General features: G+C 30.3%; 17 protein-coding genes and 1 pseudogene. 9 read left to right on the plus strand and 9 right to left on the minus strand.

Annotation, left to right across the window (positions count from 1 at the left end; genetic code table 11):
* The first annotated feature begins 184 nt into the window (after positions 1–184).
* Positions 185–2,092, plus strand: coding sequence for a PINc/VapC family ATPase (locus KMP69_RS04585; RefSeq protein ID WP_214399299.1), 1,908 nt, complete (start codon positions 185–187; stop codon positions 2,090–2,092).
* 17 nt (positions 2,093–2,109) lie between these two features.
* Here the strand turns inward: KMP69_RS04585 and KMP69_RS04590 are convergent, their stop codons facing one another.
* The 4 genes from KMP69_RS04590 to KMP69_RS04605 all read right to left on the minus strand — a co-directional run bounded on the left by KMP69_RS04590 (position 2,110) and on the right by KMP69_RS04605 (position 6,465).
* On the minus strand, positions 2,110–3,015 hold the full coding sequence (locus KMP69_RS04590) for a LamG domain-containing protein (RefSeq protein WP_214399300.1): 906 nt from the start codon (positions 3,013–3,015) through the stop codon (positions 2,110–2,112).
* A 314-nt stretch (positions 3,016–3,329) separates the two neighbouring features.
* Entirely contained in the window at positions 3,330–4,958 is a 1,629-nt protein-coding gene (thsA, locus tag KMP69_RS04595) for a thermosome subunit alpha (RefSeq protein WP_214399301.1), read from the minus strand.
* Between the two features lie 199 nt (positions 4,959–5,157).
* Positions 5,158–5,739, minus strand: coding sequence for a DUF2207 domain-containing protein (locus KMP69_RS04600; RefSeq protein ID WP_214399302.1), 582 nt, complete (start codon positions 5,737–5,739; stop codon positions 5,158–5,160).
* 114 nt (positions 5,740–5,853) lie between these two features.
* The gene (locus KMP69_RS04605) at positions 5,854–6,465 is read right to left on the minus strand and encodes a molybdenum cofactor guanylyltransferase (RefSeq protein WP_214399303.1); all 612 of its coding nucleotides are present in this window, start codon (positions 6,463–6,465) and stop codon (positions 5,854–5,856) included.
* Between the two features lie 146 nt (positions 6,466–6,611).
* Here KMP69_RS04605 and KMP69_RS04610 point away from each other — a divergent pair, with 146 nt between their 5' ends.
* The gene (locus tag KMP69_RS04610) at positions 6,612–8,264 is read left to right on the plus strand and encodes an ABC transporter ATP-binding protein (RefSeq protein ID WP_214399304.1); all 1,653 of its coding nucleotides are present in this window, start codon (positions 6,612–6,614) and stop codon (positions 8,262–8,264) included.
* A 358-nt stretch (positions 8,265–8,622) separates the two neighbouring features.
* Here KMP69_RS04610 and KMP69_RS04615 read toward each other — a convergent pair whose 3' ends face one another.
* Entirely contained in the window at positions 8,623–8,961 is a 339-nt protein-coding gene (locus tag KMP69_RS04615) for a P-II family nitrogen regulator (protein WP_214399305.1), read from the minus strand.
* A gap of 245 nt (positions 8,962–9,206) precedes the next feature.
* On the opposite strand from KMP69_RS04615, the gene amt reads away from it, so the two are divergent.
* The 4 genes from amt to ribB all read left to right on the plus strand — a co-directional run bounded on the left by amt (position 9,207) and on the right by ribB (position 12,863).
* Positions 9,207–10,358, plus strand: coding sequence for an ammonium transporter (amt, locus tag KMP69_RS04620; protein WP_214399306.1), 1,152 nt, complete (start codon positions 9,207–9,209; stop codon positions 10,356–10,358).
* A 153-nt stretch (positions 10,359–10,511) separates the two neighbouring features.
* Entirely contained in the window at positions 10,512–11,789 is a 1,278-nt protein-coding gene (locus KMP69_RS04625; RefSeq protein WP_214399307.1) for a cation:proton antiporter, read from the plus strand.
* Positions 11,786–12,184, plus strand: coding sequence for a CTP-dependent riboflavin kinase (gene ribK / locus KMP69_RS04630; RefSeq protein ID WP_214399308.1), 399 nt, complete (start codon positions 11,786–11,788; stop codon positions 12,182–12,184). The genes KMP69_RS04625 and ribK overlap by 4 nt, the downstream gene beginning before the upstream one ends.
* Positions 12,177–12,863, plus strand: a complete 687-nt coding sequence (gene ribB / locus KMP69_RS04635; RefSeq protein WP_214399309.1) for a 3,4-dihydroxy-2-butanone-4-phosphate synthase — start codon at positions 12,177–12,179, stop codon at positions 12,861–12,863. Before ribK ends, ribB begins: the two co-directional genes overlap by 8 nt.
* Before the next feature lie 51 nt (positions 12,864–12,914).
* Here the strand turns inward: ribB and KMP69_RS04640 are convergent, their stop codons facing one another.
* The 4 genes from KMP69_RS04640 to KMP69_RS04655 all read right to left on the minus strand — a co-directional run bounded on the left by KMP69_RS04640 (position 12,915) and on the right by KMP69_RS04655 (position 17,850).
* Positions 12,915–13,367 (minus strand): hypothetical protein, encoded by a 453-nt coding sequence (locus KMP69_RS04640; protein WP_214399310.1) that lies wholly within the window; start codon positions 13,365–13,367, stop codon positions 12,915–12,917.
* Positions 13,368–13,544: 177 nt separating this feature from the next.
* A complete protein-coding gene (gene gatA, locus KMP69_RS04645; protein WP_214399311.1) occupies positions 13,545–14,849 on the minus strand; it encodes an Asp-tRNA(Asn)/Glu-tRNA(Gln) amidotransferase subunit GatA in 1,305 nt (434 codons plus the stop codon).
* A 113-nt stretch (positions 14,850–14,962) separates the two neighbouring features.
* Entirely contained in the window at positions 14,963–16,897 is a 1,935-nt protein-coding gene (locus KMP69_RS04650) for a replication factor A (RefSeq protein ID WP_214399312.1), read from the minus strand.
* 20 nt (positions 16,898–16,917) lie between these two features.
* Positions 16,918–17,850 (minus strand): TIGR00269 family protein, encoded by a 933-nt coding sequence (locus KMP69_RS04655; RefSeq protein ID WP_214399313.1) that lies wholly within the window; start codon positions 17,848–17,850, stop codon positions 16,918–16,920.
* A 104-nt stretch (positions 17,851–17,954) separates the two neighbouring features.
* Between KMP69_RS04655 and KMP69_RS04660 the strand changes: the two genes are divergently transcribed.
* From KMP69_RS04660 to KMP69_RS08255, 3 genes and pseudogenes are all read left to right on the plus strand, one after another.
* Complete coding sequence (locus tag KMP69_RS04660) at positions 17,955–18,308, plus strand: hypothetical protein (protein ID WP_214399314.1); 354 nt, start codon at positions 17,955–17,957, stop codon at positions 18,306–18,308.
* A 135-nt stretch (positions 18,309–18,443) separates the two neighbouring features.
* Positions 18,444–20,066, plus strand: a pseudogene (locus KMP69_RS08250) (CDC48 family AAA ATPase); the annotation flags it as partial.
* Positions 20,067–20,090: 24 nt separating this feature from the next.
* Positions 20,091–22,328: an AAA family ATPase gene (locus KMP69_RS08255; RefSeq protein ID WP_449288709.1), complete on the plus strand. Its 2,238-nt coding sequence runs from the start codon at positions 20,091–20,093 to the stop codon at positions 22,326–22,328.
* Position 22,329 lies beyond the last annotated feature (1 nt).

Below are 22,329 nucleotides of genomic sequence, written 5' to 3' on the forward strand. Positions count from 1 at the left end.
TTCTATTTACCTCAAATCGAAAAATATTTATAGATGTAAAAATTTTTAATATGGGATATTAAATTTTCTAAAAATTTTGTAAAAATATTTCATTAACTATTTATATTAACTGTAAAATTAAAAAAATTAGAGAAGAAATAAATTTATAACAAACTAATAATTATAATAATTTACGGTGATTATTATGAACCTTGAAGAAAGAAAAAAAATGGAAACTAAATCGATTGATGAACTAAATCTTATAGGGAAAAAAGTTTGTGTTGATACTTGTGTGGTTATTGATGGAAGAATTACTGAATTAATTGATAGAGGTAAACTCAAAGATGCTATAATAATAATCCCTGAGGCTGTTGTTTCTGAATTAGAATATCAGGCAAATATGGGTAGAGAAATTGGATATAGAGGAATAGAAGAGTTAAGAAAGCTTATAGAAAAAGCCCGTGAGCATAATATAAAAGTTGAGTATGTTGGAGAGAGACCTACAAGAGAGGAGATATTTTTAGCAAAAAGTGGAGAAATTGATGCAATAATTAGAAAAGTGGCTAAAGAGACAAATTCTATATTATTAACAAGTGATTGGATTCAATACAACTTAGCTAAAGCCCAGGGAATTGAAGCATATTTCTTAGAAACCTTAGAGGAAGAAGTTGAACTTGTGTTAGATAAATACTTTGATGACGAAACAATGTCAGTTCATTTAAAAGAAGGTTGTCTTCCTTATGCTAAAAAAGGAAAGCCTGGAGAAGTTAAATTAGTTCCTATTGGTGATAAGGAATTAACCAAGGAAGAGATGGAAGATATTATAGATAATATCATAAAATACGCTGAACAAAACAATGGATTTTTTGAAATTCAAAGAAAAGGGGCTACTGTAATCCAATTAGGAAATTTAAGAATTTCCATAGCAAGACCTCCATTTTCTGAAGCATTGGAAGTTACTGCAGTAAGACCAATAGTTAAGGCATCATTAGAAGATTATGAACTGTCAGAAAAACTATTACAAAGATTAAAAGAAAGAGCAGAAGGAATCTTTGTCTCTGGACCTCCTGGAAGTGGAAAATCTACATTTGTAGCGGCATTGGCAGAATTTTATAGACAGCAAGGAAAAATTGTTAAAACAATGGAAAGTCCAAGAGATCTGCAAGTTAGTAAGGAGATTACTCAATATGCACCATTAGAGGGCGATATGGAAAAAACTTGCGACATCTTACTGTTAGTTAGACCAGATTATACAATCTATGATGAGGTTAGAAAAACCAGAGATTTTGAAATTTTTGCAGATATGAGAATGGCTGGAGTTGGAATGGTTGGAGTAGTTCATGCCTCAAAACCAATAGATGCTATTCAAAGATTAATTGGAAGGGTAGAACTTGGAGTTATTCCTCAAGTTGTAGATACTGTAATATTTATAAAAGATGGTAAGATTCAGAAAGTTTATGAAATTGACTTTACAGTTAAAGTTCCTTATGGAATGGTTGAGGAAGATTTAGCAAGACCAGTAATTGAAGTTAAAGATTTTGAAACTGGTAAGGTTGAATATGAGATTTACACTTACGGAGAACAAGTCGTAGTTATGCCAATTAAAGAGGAAGATACAAAGAAATCTCCAATCTATGGATATGCTGAGGAGAGATTAGAGGAAATTTTAAAAAAACTTCTACCAAGAAAAGCTAAACCAATGGTAAAGGTTACAGGAGATAACTCAATAGATTTAATTGTTCCAGAGAAATATGTTGGGGCTATAATAGGAAAAGGAGGAAAAGAAATTTCTAAGTTAGAGGATATGTTAGGTTTAAAGATTTCAGTTAAAGAAAAAGAGGCTGAAGAAAAAAAGGATATGGAAAAAATATATAGAAAGTATGAATTTGTAAATGAACTTGAATCTACAAAGATTTATGAGACAGATAAATATGTTGTTGTTGATGTTGGAGAAGATTACGCTGGAGAGAATATAAGGATATATATTGATGGAAAACTACTAACAACTGTAACTGTTAGAAATGATGGAACAGTTAGGATAAACAAAAAAACTAAAGTAGGTAAAGAAATTTTAGATGCAATGATAGAAGGAAAAGATATTTATGTTGAGTAAGATCTAAATAATTTAATTTATTTTCTAAACCAAAGAGGAATTGTAGATATTAAAAATAAAGATATTAAAAAAACAGCTTTAGGTATTGGAGCTTTTGTGTTATTGTTTTTGTATAATGATTCCATCATTTTTTTAAGATTTTTTGGAGCTTCACCTTTATGTAACTGAATAGTACTTCCTTGTAGCTTTCCATTTATGCCATTTATTATATCTTTAGTATCATTAATTAATGGAGCAAAAAATATGCATCCTGATTTTTTTAACTCATCTAAAGTCATTTCTCCATTATACAATTTTTTAATTTCATCTTCTGTTAAACTTCTATTAAATATGCCCACTCCTGATACAATTATATTAGAACCCCAATATCCTTTCCATGGTCTATTAGCAATATATAACGGACTATTCTTATATTGATTAGAGCAAGTAACTAATGAGCCATCGGGTAATCGTGTATTACCATGCCAGATATAGTCAAATTTAGGATTTTTTTCATCATAAACTAATTCTCCATTCTTATATATCTTAACTTCTCCATTCTCATAAGTTAATGCAATATGTTGATACTCATTAGTATCTAACTGTACATTAGTTGTAATCCATGCCCAACTATCTGATTTACCATCTCCATCTTTATCTATTGAAATTGCATATTTTAGTTTATTATCTTTAGTTAGTGCAATTTCATAAGTAGTTTCTTTGTTAAGTATTATATCATAATTAGTAGTTTGACTACCAGTAGGTTTTATCCAAAAAGATGTTGTAAATTCTGAATTACCATTCATAGATAGTTTGCTATTATTCTTATCTCCACCATTAAATATTAATTTGCTATAATCACCATAATTTTCTACATCACCATAAATAAAAGTTAATAAGCATAGAATAATTGTAAGAAATACTATTTTAAAGGATATTTTCATGTTTTCACCTTATAATAATATAATATATACTATAGCTATAAATATGTAAATCTTACTATTCAGGATCTATAATATCTTCTTTTGAATTAATTAATCCCTTTATACAATGTAGAGTTCATAACAATTCTTATAAAAGTTATGTTGATTTACAATAAATTGTGACTAAAAATCTCTGCTTTAGGGTGGGATATCATCATATTCATATGCATCCACTTAAATCTAATTTATTAATTTAAATTTATAGATTATAGATAAAATAAAAAATAAAAATTTAGAAAATTTAAAAATTAAAAAAAGTTATTTATTCGGAAGAGTTAAAATTCATCACCTCCGAAGTCTCCGCCTTCTCCTCCTTTCTCCTCTTCTTTAGTTTTCTCTGCGGCAATAACATCATCAATTCTTAAGAGCATGACTGATGCTTCAGTAGCAGAGTCAATTGCTTGAGTCTTAACTTTTAATGGTTCAACTACTCCTCTTTCTAACATGTTAACAACTTCTCCTTCGAAGACATCTAATCCGCAAACTTCTCCTCCTTCTTTTTCGTGAGCAGCTCTTAACTTAACGAGCATGTCAATTGGGTCTAATCCTGAGTTCTCAGCTAATGTTCTTGGAATGACCTCTAAAGCATCAGCAAATGCCTTAACTGCTAACTGTTCTCTTCCAGCAACTGTTTCAGCGAATTTTCTTAATCTCTTAGCTAATTCTATTTCAGTAGCTCCTCCACCAGCAACAATCTTACCTTCTTCTAATGCACACTTAACTACTCCAATTGCATCATCTAAAGCTCTTGCAACTTCTTCAACGACATGCTCTGTTGAACCTCTTGCTAAGATTGTTACAGCCTTTGGATGCTTGCACTGCTCAACGAATATCATTGCATCTCCAGCAACTTTTCTCTCTTCAACTAATCCAGCTTCTCCTAAATCTTCTGGTGTTAAGTCATCAATCTTTGTAACGATTCTTGCTCCTGTTGCTTTAGCTAATTTCTCCATATCTGATTTTTTAACTCTTCTTACTGCTAAGATTCCCTTCTTAGCTAAGTAGTGCTGAGCTAAGTCATCAATTCCTTTCTGACAGAAGACTACGTTAGCTCCAGTTGCGGCAATCTTCTCAACCATGTCTTTAATCATTTTCTCTTCTTGCTCGATGAACTCCATTAATTTAGCTGGGTCAGTTATTCTTATTTCTGCGTCAGTTTCTGTCTCTTTAACTTCAATTGGGCAGTTTAATAATGCAATTTTTGCATTTTCAACTTTCTTTGGCATTTGTGGATTAACTCTTTCTTTGTCAATAACAACTCCTCTTATTAATGTAGTTTCTTCAATTGGAGCTCCTTCTTTCTTCTCAACTTTAATTAAATCCTTATCAACTTTTCCAGTTTCTTCATCAACAACTGCTTTAACAGCGTCAACAACAATTTCAGCTAACTGTTCTCTTGCTTTTTCTGCTCCTTTACCAGTTATAGCAGTCATTGCTATTTTCTTTAACATTTCAGTATCTTCAGGTTTTACCTCTTTAGCTATATCTTTTAATTCTTCAACTGCCTTGTTTCTTGCCATTTCGTATCCATTGATGATGACTGATGGGTGGATGTTTTGGTCTAATAACTCTTCAGCCTTTCTTAATAACTCTCCAGCAATAACAACTGCTGTTGTTGTACCATCCCCTACTTCTTTCTCTTGTGTTTTAGCAACTTCTATTAACATCTTAGCAGCTGGGTGTTCAACACTCATTTCTTTTAATATTGTAACTCCATCGTTTGTAACAACAATGTCTCCTAATTCATCAACTAACATTTTGTCCATTCCTTTTGGACCTAATGTTGTTCTAACAGTCTCAGCGATAATTCTACCTGCTAATATGTTCATTCTTTGAGCATCTCTTCCAACGTATCTCTTAACATTTTGTGGTAATACTACTATTGGGGTTCCTGCCATTGCCATGTCTCTCACCTCACTTTGTTACCTTATTCGGTATCTATATGTTTATGAAATTCTATATATATTTTATGGTTTTGTGCATATATATGTCACTATCAATAGAATTAAATATATAAATTAAACAAATTAAATAAATAATTTTAATATATAACAATATCTTTTTTAATTTTAATTAAAAAATTAAAAGAAATAAAATAGACATTTATTCATTAGTAACTTCTTCATTTTCTTTTTTTTCACTAATTTTTTCCAATTTTGCTAATGCTAATCTGGCACCTTCTTCAATTTCATCTGAAAAGATATTTCCAATGTTTATTAGTACAATTACGCCCCAGATAACTAATATTATCAATACAATTCCTGCTATAACTGGAGACATTCCAGCCATTATTGGTAAGAAGAACAGATAAGCAATTATTGCTACGATTAAATATGCTAATGCTCTTAAACCTCTCCTATATCTTTTTAACTTATCGTCTGTTATTCTTTCTTTTGCTAATTTTGAAGCAATTATGTCAGCAACACCATCCATTAATTCTCCAAAATCTTTAACTATTTTTAAAAATACATAAGCTAACGCTATAAAAACAATTGCTGAAATAATTGGTTTTAAAGCTGTTAATCCAAATAAATATGGATTTCCAAGCATATCAGCAATTGGTATAAAGACAAGGACTCCAAATAACCATATTAACCCTGCAACGACTAAACTAATTACTATCTGAGGGACATTCTCTTTCAATTTTAATATTCCCTCTTTATATAACCTTTCAGTATTGTCCATTCATTATCACCTCACAATTAATTATTTATATTACTAATCATATAAACTTATAATTTTCATTATATTTATAGTTTATTTAATTTTATTTATTTTTGTTTAATGTTTATTACTACTTTAACCATGCTTCAACTCTTTTATTGTATTTATATTTTTAAAGATTTTTTTAGATTTATCTAACTCCTCTACCTTTATATAAAACGGATTTAAGTAAGATATAAAATATCTTAAAGATAAGTTACTATCTTCCATTAGGATCTTATTTAGAATATGTAAGGAGTTTCTTTTATATAAAGCAAATAGAGGCTCTATAAAACCATTCTCATGCATTGGAACTATGCATAAATTGTCTTTTTTAGATATTTTTATATAAGAGATTAATTTTATTATAGATTCTTTCGTTATATATGGACAATCGCATGGCAAAACAATAAACCACTCTGCATTTAAAGCTCTCATACCGCACAAAATACCCATAAGAGGGCCTTTATTTTCAATCAAGTCAAAGGAGATTATGCATTTATATTTATTTAAATATTCTTTTTCTTTATCTAAGTCAATAGAATTTTTTGCAAAAACTGTAACATAAGGAATATTTAAACTTTTTAAAACATCTGATGGGTAATTTATAAGATACTTTCCATTAAAAATTCTAAATGGTTTTTTTCCACCAATTCTCTCTCCCTTACCACCAGACAAAATTATTCCTCCAATGATACTCCCACCCAAAATGTTAAAAACTTTAATAACCTTTTAATAACCTTTTGACAATTATGATAATAAGGATTTATTGTTAATGTAGGTTAATCTTTGTAAGTTGTAATTAATAAGTATTATTCTTAATTTATACTTAATTTATATAAATGGTGATGATTATGAGCACAGCAGTAAAGGTAAAAAATTTAACAAAAAAATATGGGGATTTTAAAGCATTAGATAATGTCTCTTTTGAAGCAAAAAAGGGAGAGATTTTAGGAATTGTTGGAAAAAGTGGAGCAGGAAAAACTACTCTAATAAAAATTTTAAGAGGTTCCTTAGATTACGATGAAGGGGAAGTGGAAATATTGGGTAGAAAAGATAACTTTAAAGAGGTAACTGCTATTCATTTACAGAGAAATTTTGCACTATGGGCAGAGCCAGTAATTAATAACATCATAAGAAAACTTTACGCCATAAGAAACAAATCTGATGAGCAACTACCAATGGAAGAGGAATGGGAAGAGTATGAAAAAGATGCCTTAGAGATATTAAAATTAGTTGGTTTAGAACATAAAAAGGATGCTTTTGCAAACATACTAAGTGGTGGTGAAAAACAAAGGCTAATATTAGGTAGGCAGATAGCTAAAATTTATGAAAAGGGAGAGGGAGTTTTATTATTGGATGAACCAGCAACAATGGCTTGTCCAGCATCTAAGCAGAAACTATTAGATGTAATTAAAAACATTAGAGATAAGTTAAATGTAACTGTGATTATAACCTCCCATTTGCCAGAAGTGCATAGATATCTTTGTGATAGATTGATATTATTGGAAGATGGAAAAGTAAAAAAAATTGGAGATGTTGAAACCGTCTTAAATGAGTTTTTGAAAGAAATGAAGCCACCTTATATAAGAACTCCTAAAATAAAGGATAATGATATAATAAAAGTTGAAAATGTCTCTAAGAGATACTATGTTATTCATGGAGGAGAAACATTAAACTTAAAAAATATCTCCTTCAATGTTAAAGAAGGGGAAATAGTGTCTATTATTGGACCAAGTGGTGTTGGAAAAACTGTAATTATGAGATTGATGGCTGGCTTAGAATTACCAGATGAAGGGAGAATTATTGTTGATGGAGTTGATATAACCAAATATGGATGGGAAAGAATAAATCTTAGAAAAAGAATAGGAATTATGCATCAAGAGTTCTCTCTACCATATTATCAAACAGTTGAAAATTTATTAAAATATAGATTGGGATTAAAAGGAGAAAAGGCAATTGCATATGCAAAAGTAAAGGCTGAAGAACTTGGCATTTCCCCAAAGATTGTAGATGCAATTTATCAATTAATTGATGTCCCAGAGGCAGAGAGAGTTTCAAAACTTCAAAAGATGGGTTTAACAGAAGATATAATTTATAAACTATTCCCACCAATTGTTGAAGATTTTAAGCCAGATGAAATTTTAGAGGCGTTAGATTTAGGTAAGGACATTTTAAAGAAAAAAGTTTCTGAACTTAGTGGAGGGCAAAAGGTTAGAGTGGCTATGGCTTTACAGTTAATAACTAAGCCAAAGATTTTATTCTTAGATGAGCCTTTTGGAGATTTAGATCCAATAACATTAAGAGATGTTGCAAACTATTTAAAGAAAATAAATGAGAAATTTGGCACAACAATAGTTTTAGTCTCCCACTGTGTAGATTTTATTAAAGAGATTAGTGATAGAGCAATACTCTTAGATAATAATAAATTAGTTATGGAAGGAAAACCTGAAAAGGTTTGTGAGGAATTTATAAAAAGAAGTAATGTAAAGTTCCTTCAGCCATAGAAGTTTTTGTTTCCCATTTTATAGCATAATAATAGTATTTAACTTAATTTATACAAACAGAATCTATGGAAATGGGCTGTCATCAACTCACAGATTCATCGAGAATACCATTCCCTCCGTTGTGAGTTCATTGGACTTCGGGCTGAACGGAGACAGCCCCATAAAATCTTTTTATCAAAGTTATGATGACCTCGAAGGCAGAGTCCTCTCATCGGTTATATAACAATATTGTTCCACTGATATTTATATATTACGATATGCTACAAAAACTAAGAAACTACTACAAACCCTACTACCCATCGTCGCCGCTGAATTCATAACCATCCTAAAGCAGAGTTTCTTAGAAACGGTTTAAGAATTATAAAGCATTTTCACCTCTTTCGCCGGTTCTAACTCTAACGACATCTTCGACAGGGATTACGAAGATTTTACCATCTCCGGGGTTACCAGTTCTTGCATTTTCACATATAATATCAATAACTTTCTCAACATCATCGTCTTTTACAACTAATTCAATTTTTACTTTTTGTAATAAATCTACTATATACTCCCTTCCTCTGTATCTCTCAACTATACCTCCTTGAACTCCTCTTCCTTTAACCTCTGTAACTGTCATCCCTAAAAATCCATTTTCTGATAACGCCTTTTTTACTATCTCTAATTTCTCTGGCCTAATTACTGCTTCTATCTTTTTCATTTTATCCCCCTAATTATAGTTTTATTTTCTTCTTTTTATAATTTATTTTTTTATTTTTCTAACTTTTTTTATTTATTATTTATTTTATTTATTATTTATCTTTATTTTTATCCCTACCTCTTAAAGGAAGGCAATTTCCTTCCGTAGTAAAATATTTATTTAATTATAATACTTTGTTTTTTAAAGGCATAAGGAAGTAGGGTGGAAGGTAAGTTTGTTCCTACTAAAACTTTGAGGTGAAAATTATGAATGGTGTTGATGTGTTCTTCTTTATGTGGGCGGCATCGTTGATATTTTTTATGAAAGCAGGGTTTATAGCATTAGAGATTGGGCAATTTAGATCTAAAAATGTTGCGTATCATTGTGTTTTAAAATTGTTAGACTTAGCGGCTGTATTTATTGCATATCTTTTAATTGGATATGGAATTTCTTATGGTTTAGAAAATATAATGCCTCTAATTACAGGGAATTTTGATGCTGAGTTAGGAGCTTGGTTTCTAAAAATGGCAATGTTTGCCGCTGCGGCGGTTACAATTATAACTGGTGGTGTTGCTGAAAGAATAAAAATTCTTCCATATTTTATTGGAGCATTGTTAGTTGCTGGAATTCTATATCCAATTGTTGAACACTTAGTTTGGGGAGGTGGCTTTGCAAGTTTAGGAATAAACTTCCATGACTATGCTGGAAGTGGAGCAGTTCATTTATTTGGAGGATTAGTTGGTTTAATGGCAGCATATGTTTTAGGACCAAGAATTGGAAAATACATTAATGGAAAACCTCAGGCAATTCCTGGGCATAATATACCCTTAGCAGTTTTAGGAGCTTTTATTTTAGCGTTTGGATGGTATGGATTTAACATAGGAAGTGCTGTAGGAGTTAGTAATGGTGTAGAGTTAGCGAGTGTAGGGATTGCTACAACGATGGCTCTTGCAGGGGGTATAATTGGAGGAGCCTTAAGTTCAAAAAACGACCCATTATATACAGCAAACGGTATGTGTGCTGGTTTAGTGGCAGTTTGTAGTGGTGTTAATTTATTTACACCAATAGGAGCATTTATAGTTGGTTTGTTGGCAGGATTACAACAGCCATTTACATTTAAATTCATAGAGGAAAAATTAAAAATAGATGATGTCTGTGCAATTGGTCCAGTTCATGCTATGAGTGGTTTTATTGGAGTTATTTGTGCAGGGATTCCATTCCTATTAAAATCTGGAGCAAATGTTTCATTATTGGGACAGATAATTGGGGCAATTACTATTGCAATAATAGCAGTTGTTGGAGGATTCATAATTTATAAAGGATTAGATATGACAATTGGTTTAAGAGTTCCAGAGAATGTTGAGAAAACAGGTTTAGATGAAGCAGTATTACAAGTAAGGGCTTACTCAGAAGAGTAAAATTATAGTTTTTTAAGATATGTTTCTTAATATATAATAAAAGTATTTATATAATTTTAATTATCTTTTTTTAAAGAAATTAAATGTCATTATAAATTTATTATTAATTTTTAATGATTTTATAATATTCTATAATTTTAAATATGTGATAATATGGAACTTATGATGGCTATAGGTTATTTAGGGTTAGCATTAGCATTAGGGGCTTTAGTAGCAAAAGTTTCTGAAAAGTTAAAAATCCCAGATATACCGTTATTACTGTTATTAGGTTTAATTCTAGGACCCTTTTTGCAAATAATTCCTTCTGAATCTGCTATGGAGATTTTTGAATATGCTGGACCAATAGGATTAATATTTATTTTGTTAGGAGGAGCCTTTACAATGAGAGTTTCTTTACTTAAAAAAGTAATACATACAGTTATTCGTTTAGATACTATAACTTTTTTAATTACTCTGGTTATTTCAGGGTTAATATTTAATATGGTTTTAAATCTTCCTTACACATCGCCAGTAGGATATTTATTTGGAGCTATATGTTCTCCAACAGATCCAGCCACACTAATTCCAGTATTTTCAAGAGTAAAAACGAACCCTGAAATTGCTATAACCTTAGAGGCAGAGAGTATATTTAACGACCCCTTAGGAATTGTTTCTGCAAGTGTTGTCTTAGGATTACTTGGAGTTTCATCAACTATAAAAAATCCAGTAATTGATATATTATCCTTATCTGTTGGAGCAATTATCATCGGATTACTGTTAGGTAAAATATACGAAAAAATTATTGTGCATTGTAATTTTCACGAATATGTAGCCCCATTAGTTCTTGGTGGGGCTATGATTATTTTATATATTGGAGATGAACTATTACCAACTATTATTGGCTATGGATTTAGTGGATATATGGCTATTGCAATAATGGCTCTATATTTAGGAGATGTTTTATTTAGAAGGAAGATATTTGAAAGTTATGAGAATATAGTAAGATTTTGCGACGATTTATCTTTATTAGCAAGAATATTTATATTTGTATTCTTAGGAGCGTGTGTTGAATTAAGTATGTTTAAAAACTATTTAATTCCAGGTTTGTTGGTTGCCTTAGGTTCTATATTCTTAGCAAGACCACTGGGAGTTTTTGTTGGGTTGATAGGAACAAAACATTCGATTAAAGAAAAGTTATACTTTGCCTTAGAGGGGCCAAGAGGTGTAGTTCCAGCGGCATTGGCGGCAACTGTTGGAGTGGAAATTTTAAAAAATGCAGATAAGATTCCAAAGGAGATAACTAAGTATATAACTCCAATAGATATTGCTGGAACTATACTAATTGGAACTTTTTTAACAATACTGTTGAGTGTTATAATAGAGGCATCTTGGGCAGAGATATTGGCTTTAAAGTTAATTGGTAACTATAAATCAAAAGGTGAAAATTTATGATTTTAGAGGGTAAAGTTGTCTCTGGATTTGGAGAGGGAAAATATTTTTTGTCAATTCCTCAATATAAAGAATCTTTTAAAAAAATTTTAAACTTTGAACCTTACGAGGGGACATTAAATTTAAAAATAGACAATGAGTTTGAGATAAACAAATTTAAATACATTGAGACTGAGGATTTTGAATATAATGGTAAAAAGTTTTTTGGAGTTAAAATTTTGCCAGTAACTATATTAATAAATAATGAAAAAATATATGGAGCAATTGTATGTCCAAAAAAAACACATCATAGTAAAGATATTATAGAAATTGTTGCTCCAATAAACCTAAGAAAAAAATTTAATTTAAAAGATGGAGACTCTGTAAAAATATTAATCAAGGGAGATGAAGATGAATAATGTAGAAAAAGCATTAAATGCCTTAAAAAAAGGAGAATTTATTTTAGTTTATGATTCAGATGATAGAGAAGGAGAGACAGATTTAGTTGTTGCTTCTCAATTCATAACACCAGAACATATAAAAAGGATGAGAAAGGATGCTGGAGGTTTAATTTGCACTGCTATACATCCAGATATATGTAACAAGTTAGGAATTCCATTTATGGTCGATATTTTAGAGTTTGCCTCTCAAAAATTTAAAGTTTTGAAAGAGTTATATCCAAACGATATTCCTTATGATGAAAAATCGTCGTTTTCAATCACTATAAACCATAGAAAAACATTTACTGGAATTACTGACAAAGATAGGGCATTTACTATAAAAAAATTAACTGAATTAGTTAAAGATAATAGATATAATGATTTTGGTAAAGAATTTAGGAGTCCAGGGCATGTTATTTTGTTGAGAGCATCGGAAGGTTTAGTAAAAAATAGAAGAGGGCATACTGAGATGACTGTTGCCTTGGCAGAGATGGCTAATCTTATTCCTATAACAACGATATGTGAAATGTTGGGAGATGATGGAGAGGCAATGAGCAAAAATGAAACAAAAAAATACGCTGAAAAGCATAATTTAGTTTATCTTAGTGGAGAAGATATAATTAATTATTACTTAGAAAAATATTTAAAGAACATATAAAAAATATTTAGAAAAAAGACTAAAATTTTTATTAGATGATTTTGCTGGATATTAAGTTAAATTTTTAGATTTTCTATATACAATATAAGTGAGGAATGCAAATATTAACAGATAGACATTTAAGGGAATTGGAGCTTTTGTGTTATTGTTAGTATTTGGAGTATTAAAATTGTAGTTTATTGCACATATTGTAAGTCTATATCCACCACGAGTATCATTATAAAATTTACTATTAGTCAAAAAGGATTTACCTAGATAAATTTTAAGACCTTCAACCCCATGAATAGTATCACCATACCATATTATGACATAATCATTTAAAGTATTATTATAAGGTACATAATATCTATTTGTATAATTTATTGTTATATTAATACCATTAACTGTTTTAGATTCATAAAAATTTGTAGTACATGGAAATATTTCCTGGTAAATAATTTCTCCACTACTCACATTTTTTATTGTTATATTTACAGCATTATATTCTGCATAGGAATTTTTCATAAATAATAAAGAGATAGTGATTAAGATTTTTCATACTATCACCTTAAAAATCCAATAATATATATTTACCTTAATACTAATATAAAAAAATTTATATTGATTTTGGGATATGTTTTAAATACTGTAGTAAAAAATTCGTCCAAAATATTGGAAAAATGGTATATAAATAAACTTAAATTATTTTATAGCATCTTCAAACTCAATCATTGCACTTAAAACTTTTTCATCTTCAAATGGCTTTCCTTGAATCTGTAAGCCAACTGGAATTCCATTTATTTCTCCGCAAGGAACTACACCCGCACATAAACCACATATATTGGCTGGAACTGTTAATACATCATAACTATACATTTCCATTGGAGTTAATTTTTCTCCCAACTTGTGAGGTAGTTTAGGAACTGTTGCTCCTACGATAATATCGACATCTTTCATAATTTTAATCATCTCATTTCTCATTAAATTCCTTGCTTTTAAAGCATTTTTATAATATTTTCCACTATACTCTTTTTGACTAATCATTGAACCAATCATAATTCTTCTTAAAACCTCTTCTCCACAGACCTCTTCTATTCTATAACCATATCTTCTTCCATCATATCTTCTTGTGGATGAGAAGAACTCAACATAATTTATTAAATAGTAAGTAGGCAAAGCCAAATCAACATATTTGTAACTTAACTCAACAATTTCACATCCTAAATCCTTAAAAACTTCAATACCTTTTTCTATTTTATCTCTTATTTTTTCATCAACAACATCCATAAACTCCTTAACAACACCTACTTTAAAGCCCTTAATGTCTATTTTTTCAAATGGTTTAGTTTCAACTGTTGTAGTATCCTTCAAATCCTTACCTTTAATTATATTTGTTAATAATAATGCATCTTTTGCTGTTTTTGTTAATGGTCCTATTTGGTCAAAACTCATAGCCAAATCACATAATCCGTATCTACTAACAACCCCATAACTTGGCTTAAATCCAACAACTCCACAGTGAGATGCTGGATTCCTAATACTTCCACCAGTGTCACTACCTAAGGCCATATCACATAAATCTGCGGCAACAGAAGCGGCACTTCCTGAAGAACTTCCTCCTGGAATTCTATCCTCTGCTCTTGGGTTTTTTGTTGGGCCATAATAGGAAGTTTCTCCACTACTACCACAGGCAAATTCGTCCATATTAGCAATTCCAATTATTAAGCCACCATTTTCTTTAATTTTTTGAATAACTGTGGCATCATAAGGGGCTATATAATTCTCTAATGTCTTTGACGCACAAGATATAATATATCCCTTAACATTTATGTTTGCCTTAACAGCAATAATTTTTCCATATAATGGCTTTTTCTTAATCTTATCATCTTTTTCCAATTTTTTTGCTTCTTCTAAAACTCTTTCAGGTTTTACTTCTATTAATGCGTTAATATCCTTGTTAATTTTTTCTATTCTATCTAAATATTCCTCTACTCTCTCAACAATCATAAAATCACCACAGAACTTTTTATAACTTTTTATAATTACCTTATTTTTGTAATTTATAGTAATCTTTATAATCATCTTTTAAACTTTTAAAGATATTAAAGATTTATTGTTTATTATTCCATTTCTTCCAATATTTTTATTTCTTTCTCAACATCTACATCCTTAACTGTTTTAACAATCATAACTAACTCATCATTATCAATCCTAACATTTCCATACAAAACGAACTCTTCTCCCAATAACTCACTCTCTACATTTTCCATATTTATATTTTTTAATTCTTCTCTTTTCATTTTTAACAATCTTTCCACTCTTCTATCGTATGCTCTACACACTATAGTTCCAGTTCCGTCATCAACTACAAAGTTTAATCTTAAAATTTCTTCAGGAGTTACATCTCCACAAATAGGGCAGTTATAGGTTCCATCAATTTCTTCAACTCTCTTTTTACAATTTGGACATAGATATAAAAATAAAGTGTCACTTAATATTTTTACTATCGCTCCTCTAATTTCAACATTTTCTCCTTCTTTAACATCTGCAATAAACTTTCTGTTAATTGAAATTTCAACATCTTCTGGATTTACTATTATCCTTCCAAATCTACTTATATTTAAATCAATATATTCATCTTTTTCTTTAGCGTAAGCGTGTAAAACCTTTATAACATCTCCCTCTTTGATGTCTAATTCAGCCAAATCATCCCATAAACTTAACTTTATTCTGCCAGTTTCATCTTCCAACATTAAATTTCTTACTTTTCTCTTTCTATCCTCAAATTCTAACTCATTAATTCCGAAATCTTCAACTACATAAGCGATTAAATTTATATCGTTCCAATCAACTTCTCTATTATAAATATCTTCAATTTTACAATACTTTATTTTATATTCAGGAGCCTCAATACTTTCGTCTTTAATAACCTTAGTGTCAGATGTTGCTAACAACTCAGATCTTTTATTTCCCTCTCTATCGTAGTATGTCCTAACTCTACAATTAGTTATTTTTACTAAATCTCCTTCTTTTACATTCTCTAATAGTACTGTTTTTCCACCCCAGAAAGATATTTTAACTCTTCCAGTTCCATTATCTAATAAAATTTCCTGAACCTTCACTATATCTCCATTTAAATCAACGCTTTTTTTACTACCCATAGCCATAATTCTTCCTTTAACTGTAACCAACTCATTTTCATAGTTAATTAAATCTTTAATATCTACCTCTTTACTTTCAATTTTTTCTCCTTTTTTTAGTATTTCTACATCATTGGCGTTACATTCTAAGCCACTGTAATATCCTTTCCTTATATATCCTCTAACTCTAACATAATCTCCTCTCTCAACATCAATATCTGTTAAATCATCCCATAATGTAACCCTTATACTCCCAGTTTCGTCCTTAACAATAAATGACTTTAATCTTCCCACACTACCATCAGGTCTTTTAAATTCTTTGATTGGTAGAGATGAAATAACCTCTCCCTCAAATGTTGCAGTAATTCCAGGAACTAACTCATTAATTTTATATGATTCTTTAATTTTTGGTAACTCCCCATTATAGTTTTCTAACTTTTCAATCTTCGTTTCTGGGACAGAACTTAACTCCAATATGTTATTCCATTTTCTCGCTCTCGCTCTTTTGATTTTTATAACATCTCCTACTTTAATATCAATATCTGTTAAATCATCCCATAATGTAACCCTTATACTCCCAGTTTTATCAGCCAACATTATCCTTCTATACTTTCCAACACTTCCATCTTTTCTTTTGAAACTTTTTACATCTGAAACATCTGTAACTACTCCAACAATCTCAACATTTATTTGCCCTTCCTCAATGTCTTTAATTGAAAACTCCTCAACACTCTCTTTCTCAAAGCCTATTCCATATTCCTTAGCTATCATCATTAAAGCAGCATCTTTTAATAATATTCCTCCATAATCTTCAATTTTTTCTCTAATCATTCTATCCAATTCTTCTTCACTAATTCCTAATGCTTTGGCTACTTTCTTTTTAAGTTTTTTAAACTGTTCGTAGTTATCTGTCATTATTATCACCAAAAATTTTATTAATTTTTATTTATTTTATTTAATTGTTCTAATTTCTTTAACCATAAACATACTTTACAAATCTCACCACTACATGGATAACTGCAAATTTTACACTTTTTAATATCTTCTTTAAATTCAATATACTTTAAAAGTTTCTCATAACCTTTCAATATGCTAAACTTAATTCCAGGTTTTTCCTCCTCCAATATTTTAATAATCTCCTTAATTTTGTGTCTATAAGAGATTGAGGAATATGGACACGGATCTTTTTGATATTCTATTTTATTAATATCTGCATAAATTTTTACTTCATCCTCAGGAATTAATTTTAAGGGCTTAATTCTTTTAACAAATTTATCATCATCTATTTCTTTCCCAAATTGTATAATATTTTTTATATTTCCTTCGATGTAGTTCATTATAATTGTTTGGCAAAAGTCATCTAAGTTGTGTCCAATTGCTAAATAGTCACATCTTTCTTTTAAAGCATATTTATTTAATAAGTATCTTCTCACAACCCCACAAAAAGAGCAGGGCTTACCAATATTTAATTCCTTTAAATAATTGTTTTTTACGATTTCATCTAATGTATAGCCAATTTCATCTTTAAATTTTATAATTTTTAACTTTAATTTATTCTTTTTACAAAAATCTTCAACATAAAATTTTGCAGTCTCTCTAAAATCTTTTATTCCCTCATCAACGAAAAAACATATTAATTTAGCGTTTGGGATGTGTTTAAAAAGCTTTTTTAGTATATGTGCCATAACTAAACTGTCCTTCCCTCCACTGATACCAATTCCTATTTTTACATTATTCTTAATTATCTTTCTCCCTAAAACCTTTTTAACTCTCCTCTCAATGTCTTTTTTAAAGCATTCTTTGCATATATGTTTATTTGAATATCTTTGGTAATAAAATGCTTCATTACCACAATAGTCACATTTCATAATTTTCCCCTAAACAATGTTTATTAAACTACTTTATATGGCTATAGAAATAAAAATATTTATAAATAAAAAAATAGAAAATATTAATATGTAGGGTGAGATGTATGGAAAAATGGCAGCTGAAAAAATTAGCTGTTTGTTTTAATTGTAAAAAAGAAGTGGATCAAATTATAGAGATTTATACTAATCAGGCATTTGTTAAATGTTCTAACTGTGGGGCTACAAGATATTATATTTTAAGGAGGGTGGGGGTTGAAGATATAAGCATAATTGAAGATGAAAAAAAGAAAAAGCATAAGTATGAGCCGTGGTTCTTAGAAAAAAAAGCAGTATGTTTTAACTGTAGAAAAGAGGCAATACAGGATATAGCAATAACAGAAACTAAGTTAATTGTAAGATGTAGAAATTGTGGATTTACAAGGGTTTATCAGTTTCATATCTTAGATATTCCTAAATAAATTATGATTATGTAAGATTGTGAAATAAGTATGAACAAAACCAAAAAGTTTATATAGAACTTCAACGGCATATTATCTAATGTGAAAAAATTTTGAATAAAATTGAAAGATTAAAAATAAAAGAGGGGATTTAGTATGGTTAAAGAATTAAAAGTATCTGAAGCATATCAGGGAGATGTAGGGAAAGGAATTGCGAGAATTGATCCATACACAATGGACGAACTTGGTTTAAAACCAGGAGATGTTATTGAAATTGAAGGTCCAAAAGGAAAAGCTTATGCTATAGTTTATAGAGGTTTCTTAGAAGATGCTGGAAAAGGAATTATTAGAATTGATGGTTACTTAAGACAAAATGCAGGAGTAGGTATTGGAGATAGAGTAAAGGTTAAGAAAGTAGAGCTTAAAGAGGCTAAGAAAGTAGTTTTAGCTCCAACTCAGCCAATTAGATTTGGTCCAGGATTTGAAGATTTCATAAAGAGAAAAATATTAGGACAAGTATTAAGCAAAGGTTCAAAAGTAACAATTGGAGTTTTAGGAACTGCATTAACATTTGTTGTTGTTAGCACATCACCTGCAGGACCTGTTAGAGTAACTGAATTTACACATGTAGAATTGAAGGAAGAGCCTGTTAGTGAAATTAAAGAAACTAAGATTCCAGATGTTACATATGAAGATATTGGTGGTTTAAAAGAAGAAGTTAGAAAAGTTAGAGAAATGATAGAACTTCCAATGAGACACCCTGAGTTGTTTGAAAAGTTAGGAATTGAACCACCTAAGGGAGTTTTATTAGTAGGACCACCAGGAACTGGTAAGACATTGTTGGCTAAGGCTGTTGCTAATGAAGCAGGAGCAAACTTCTATGTCATAAATGGACCAGAAATAATGAGTAAGTATGTTGGAGAAACTGAAGAAAACTTAAGAAAGATATTTGAAGAAGCTGAGGAGAATGCACCATCAATAATATTCATTGATGAAATTGACGCTATCGCTCCAAAAAGAGATGAGGCTACTGGAGAAGTTGAAAGAAGGTTAGTAGCTCAATTATTAACATTAATGGATGGATTAAAAGGAAGAGGGCAAGTTGTAGTTATTGGAGCAACTAACAGACCAGATGCATTAGATCCTGCATTGAGAAGACCAGGAAGATTTGACAGAGAGATTTACATAGGAGTTCCAGACAGAGAAGGTAGAAAAGAGATATTACAAATACACACAAGAAACATGCCATTAGCTGAAGATGTTGACTTAGACTACTTAGCAGAAGTAACCCATGGATTTGTAGGGGCTGACTTAGCGGCTTTATGTAAAGAAGCGGCAATGAGAGCATTGAGAAGAATATTACCAAACATTGACTTAGAAGCAGAAGAAATTCCAAAAGAAGTTTTAGACAACTTAAAAGTTACAATGGATGACTTCAAAGAGGCATTGAAAGATGTAGAACCATCAGCAATGAGAGAAGTTTTAGTTGAAGTTCCAAATGTTAAGTGGGAGGATATTGGAGGATTAGAGAATGTTAAGCAAGAACTTAGAGAGGCAGTAGAATGGCCATTAAAGGCTAAGGAAGTGTTTGATAAGATAGGAATAAGACCACCAAAAGGAGTTTTACTCTTTGGACCACCAGGAACTGGTAAGACATTGTTGGCTAAGGCTGTTGCTAACGAAAGTGGAGCAAACTTCATAAGCGTTAAAGGGCCAGAAATATTTAGTAAGTGGGTAGGTGAATCAATACCTAAAGATGAGAAGGTTTTAGCAAAAATAAATGGTGAAATAGAGCTAATTGAAATTGAAAAACTTTATGAAGAATGGTTAAATGGAAAAGATATTGAAGTAGTTTCAGTTGTAGATGGAAAGGTTAGATGGTCTAAAATTGAAAAGATTTCAAAGCATTTAAGAACTTCTCCAATAGTTGAGATTATTACAGAATCTGGTAGAAAGGTTAAAGTTACATTAGACCATTCAGTATTTACAGTAAAAGATGGAGAAATAGTTTCTATTCCAACATCTGAATTGAAAAAAGGAGATTGGATTGTATTAGTAAATAATATTCCATCTGGAGATAAGGATGAAATTTCAAGAATAAAAATTAACAAAAATGTTGCAGAATTAATAGGTTTGTATCTCTCTGAGGGAGATATAAACAAGGACTATGTAAGAATACATACAAAAGACATTGAAATTATAAAAGAAATAGATAGGATAACAAAAGAGGAAAACATTGAAGGAAAATATTATAAAAAAGATGGCTCTTACTGGATTAAAACAAGATGGTTTGTTGAATTATGTAAAGAGTTTGGAGTAGGGGCAAAGAACAAAAAATTAGGAAAGGCATTATCTTTAAAGAAAGATTTATTGGCAAGTATTCTAAAAGGTTACTTTTCTGGAGATGGTTCATTCTACTTAAGGAATCATAAAAGAACTGGAACAATTGAAGCTGTTACAGTATCTAAAACATTAGCAGAAGAGCTATTGATTGCCCTATCAATGTTTGGTATATTTGCAAGGATAAAAGAAAGAACAAATAGGGTAGGAAATATTGAATATAGAATATTAATAGGCAGAGTAGAGCAGTTTGAAGTATTCTCAAAAGAAATAGGATTTATACAAGAAAGAAAGAATAAACCATTAGAAGAATTTATAAAATCTAAGAAATGGACAAGAGGAAAGAGAAATATTCCAAAAGAACTTGTTGGAGAACTTTATGCATATATGGAAGTTGAACACTACTCAGATAGGGTTGTGAAAAAAGCGTTAAAGAAAGTCTTGTTAGAAGATTTATACTTTGATAGGATAAAGGAAATTAATTATTTAAATAGGGATGATACTTATGTTTATGACGTCGTTGAAGTTGTAGAGGGGCATAACTTCTTAGGAGGATATGGAGTTTTATTACACAATTCAGAGAAAGCAATAAGAGAGATATTTAGAAAGGCAAGACAGTCAGCACCATGTATAATATTCTTCGATGAGATTGATGCTATAGCTCCAAAGAGAGGTAGAGATATAAGTTCAGCAGTTACTGATAAAGTTGTCAACCAATTATTAACTGAATTAGATGGAATGGAAGAACCAAAGGATGTTGTCGTTATAGCGGCAACTAACAGACCAGATATAATAGACCCAGCATTATTAAGACCAGGAAGATTAGACAGGGTAATATTAGTTCCAGTTCCAGATGAAAAGGCAAGATTAGACATATTCAAGATACACACCAGAGGTATGAACTTAGCCGAAGATGTCAATTTAGAAGAATTGGCTAAGAAAACTGAAGGATACACTGGGGCTGATATAGAGGCAATATGTAGAGAGGCAGCAATGTTAGCAGTTAGAGAGAGTATAGGAAATCCATGGGGAATTGAAACTGCATTGAGAGATTTAATTAACTACTTACAAAGTATATCAGGAGCATTTAAGAGAACAGCAGTTGAATTAAACAGTGTAATTAAAGCTACAAAAGAGAAAGAGTCAGCAGAGGCTGGAGAATTTGCCGAACTAAATAATGCTATAAGAAATATAATAAGTGTATTAACTCCAGCCAAAGAGAAAATTGAGGCTGTAGAGAAAGAATTAAACAACTTCCTTGAAATTATAAACAAAGAGGACTTGAAACCATCTGAAAAAGAAGAAGCAGAGAAATTAGCAAAATACTTAAAAGACTTATTAGACAAGTTAAAAGAAATGATAGACAATATTTACAACTTAGAGAATAAGTTAGGAAACTTATCACAGAAAGTTTCTGCTGAAGAAATTGATGAAATAATTAAAACTACACAAAATGTTATTCAAAGATTTACAACAATATTGGATGAACTCAAGAATGCATTAAAAGACATTGAAAGTATAAGATTGAGAGTTTCAACAAAAGATGTAAAAGTTAAAAAAGAACACTTCATGAAAGCCCTCGAAAAGATTAAGCCATCTGTAAGTAAAGAAGACATGAGAATTTATGAAAAATTAGCTCAAGAATATGGAAGAACTACTACTGCTGAAAAGAAAAAAGAAGAAAGTAAAGAAGTAATCTAAA

This window comes from Methanocaldococcus lauensis (genome assembly GCF_902827225.1).
In the GTDB taxonomy this organism is placed as follows: Archaea; AGJL01; Methanococci; order Methanococcales; family Methanocaldococcaceae; genus Methanocaldococcus; species Methanocaldococcus lauensis.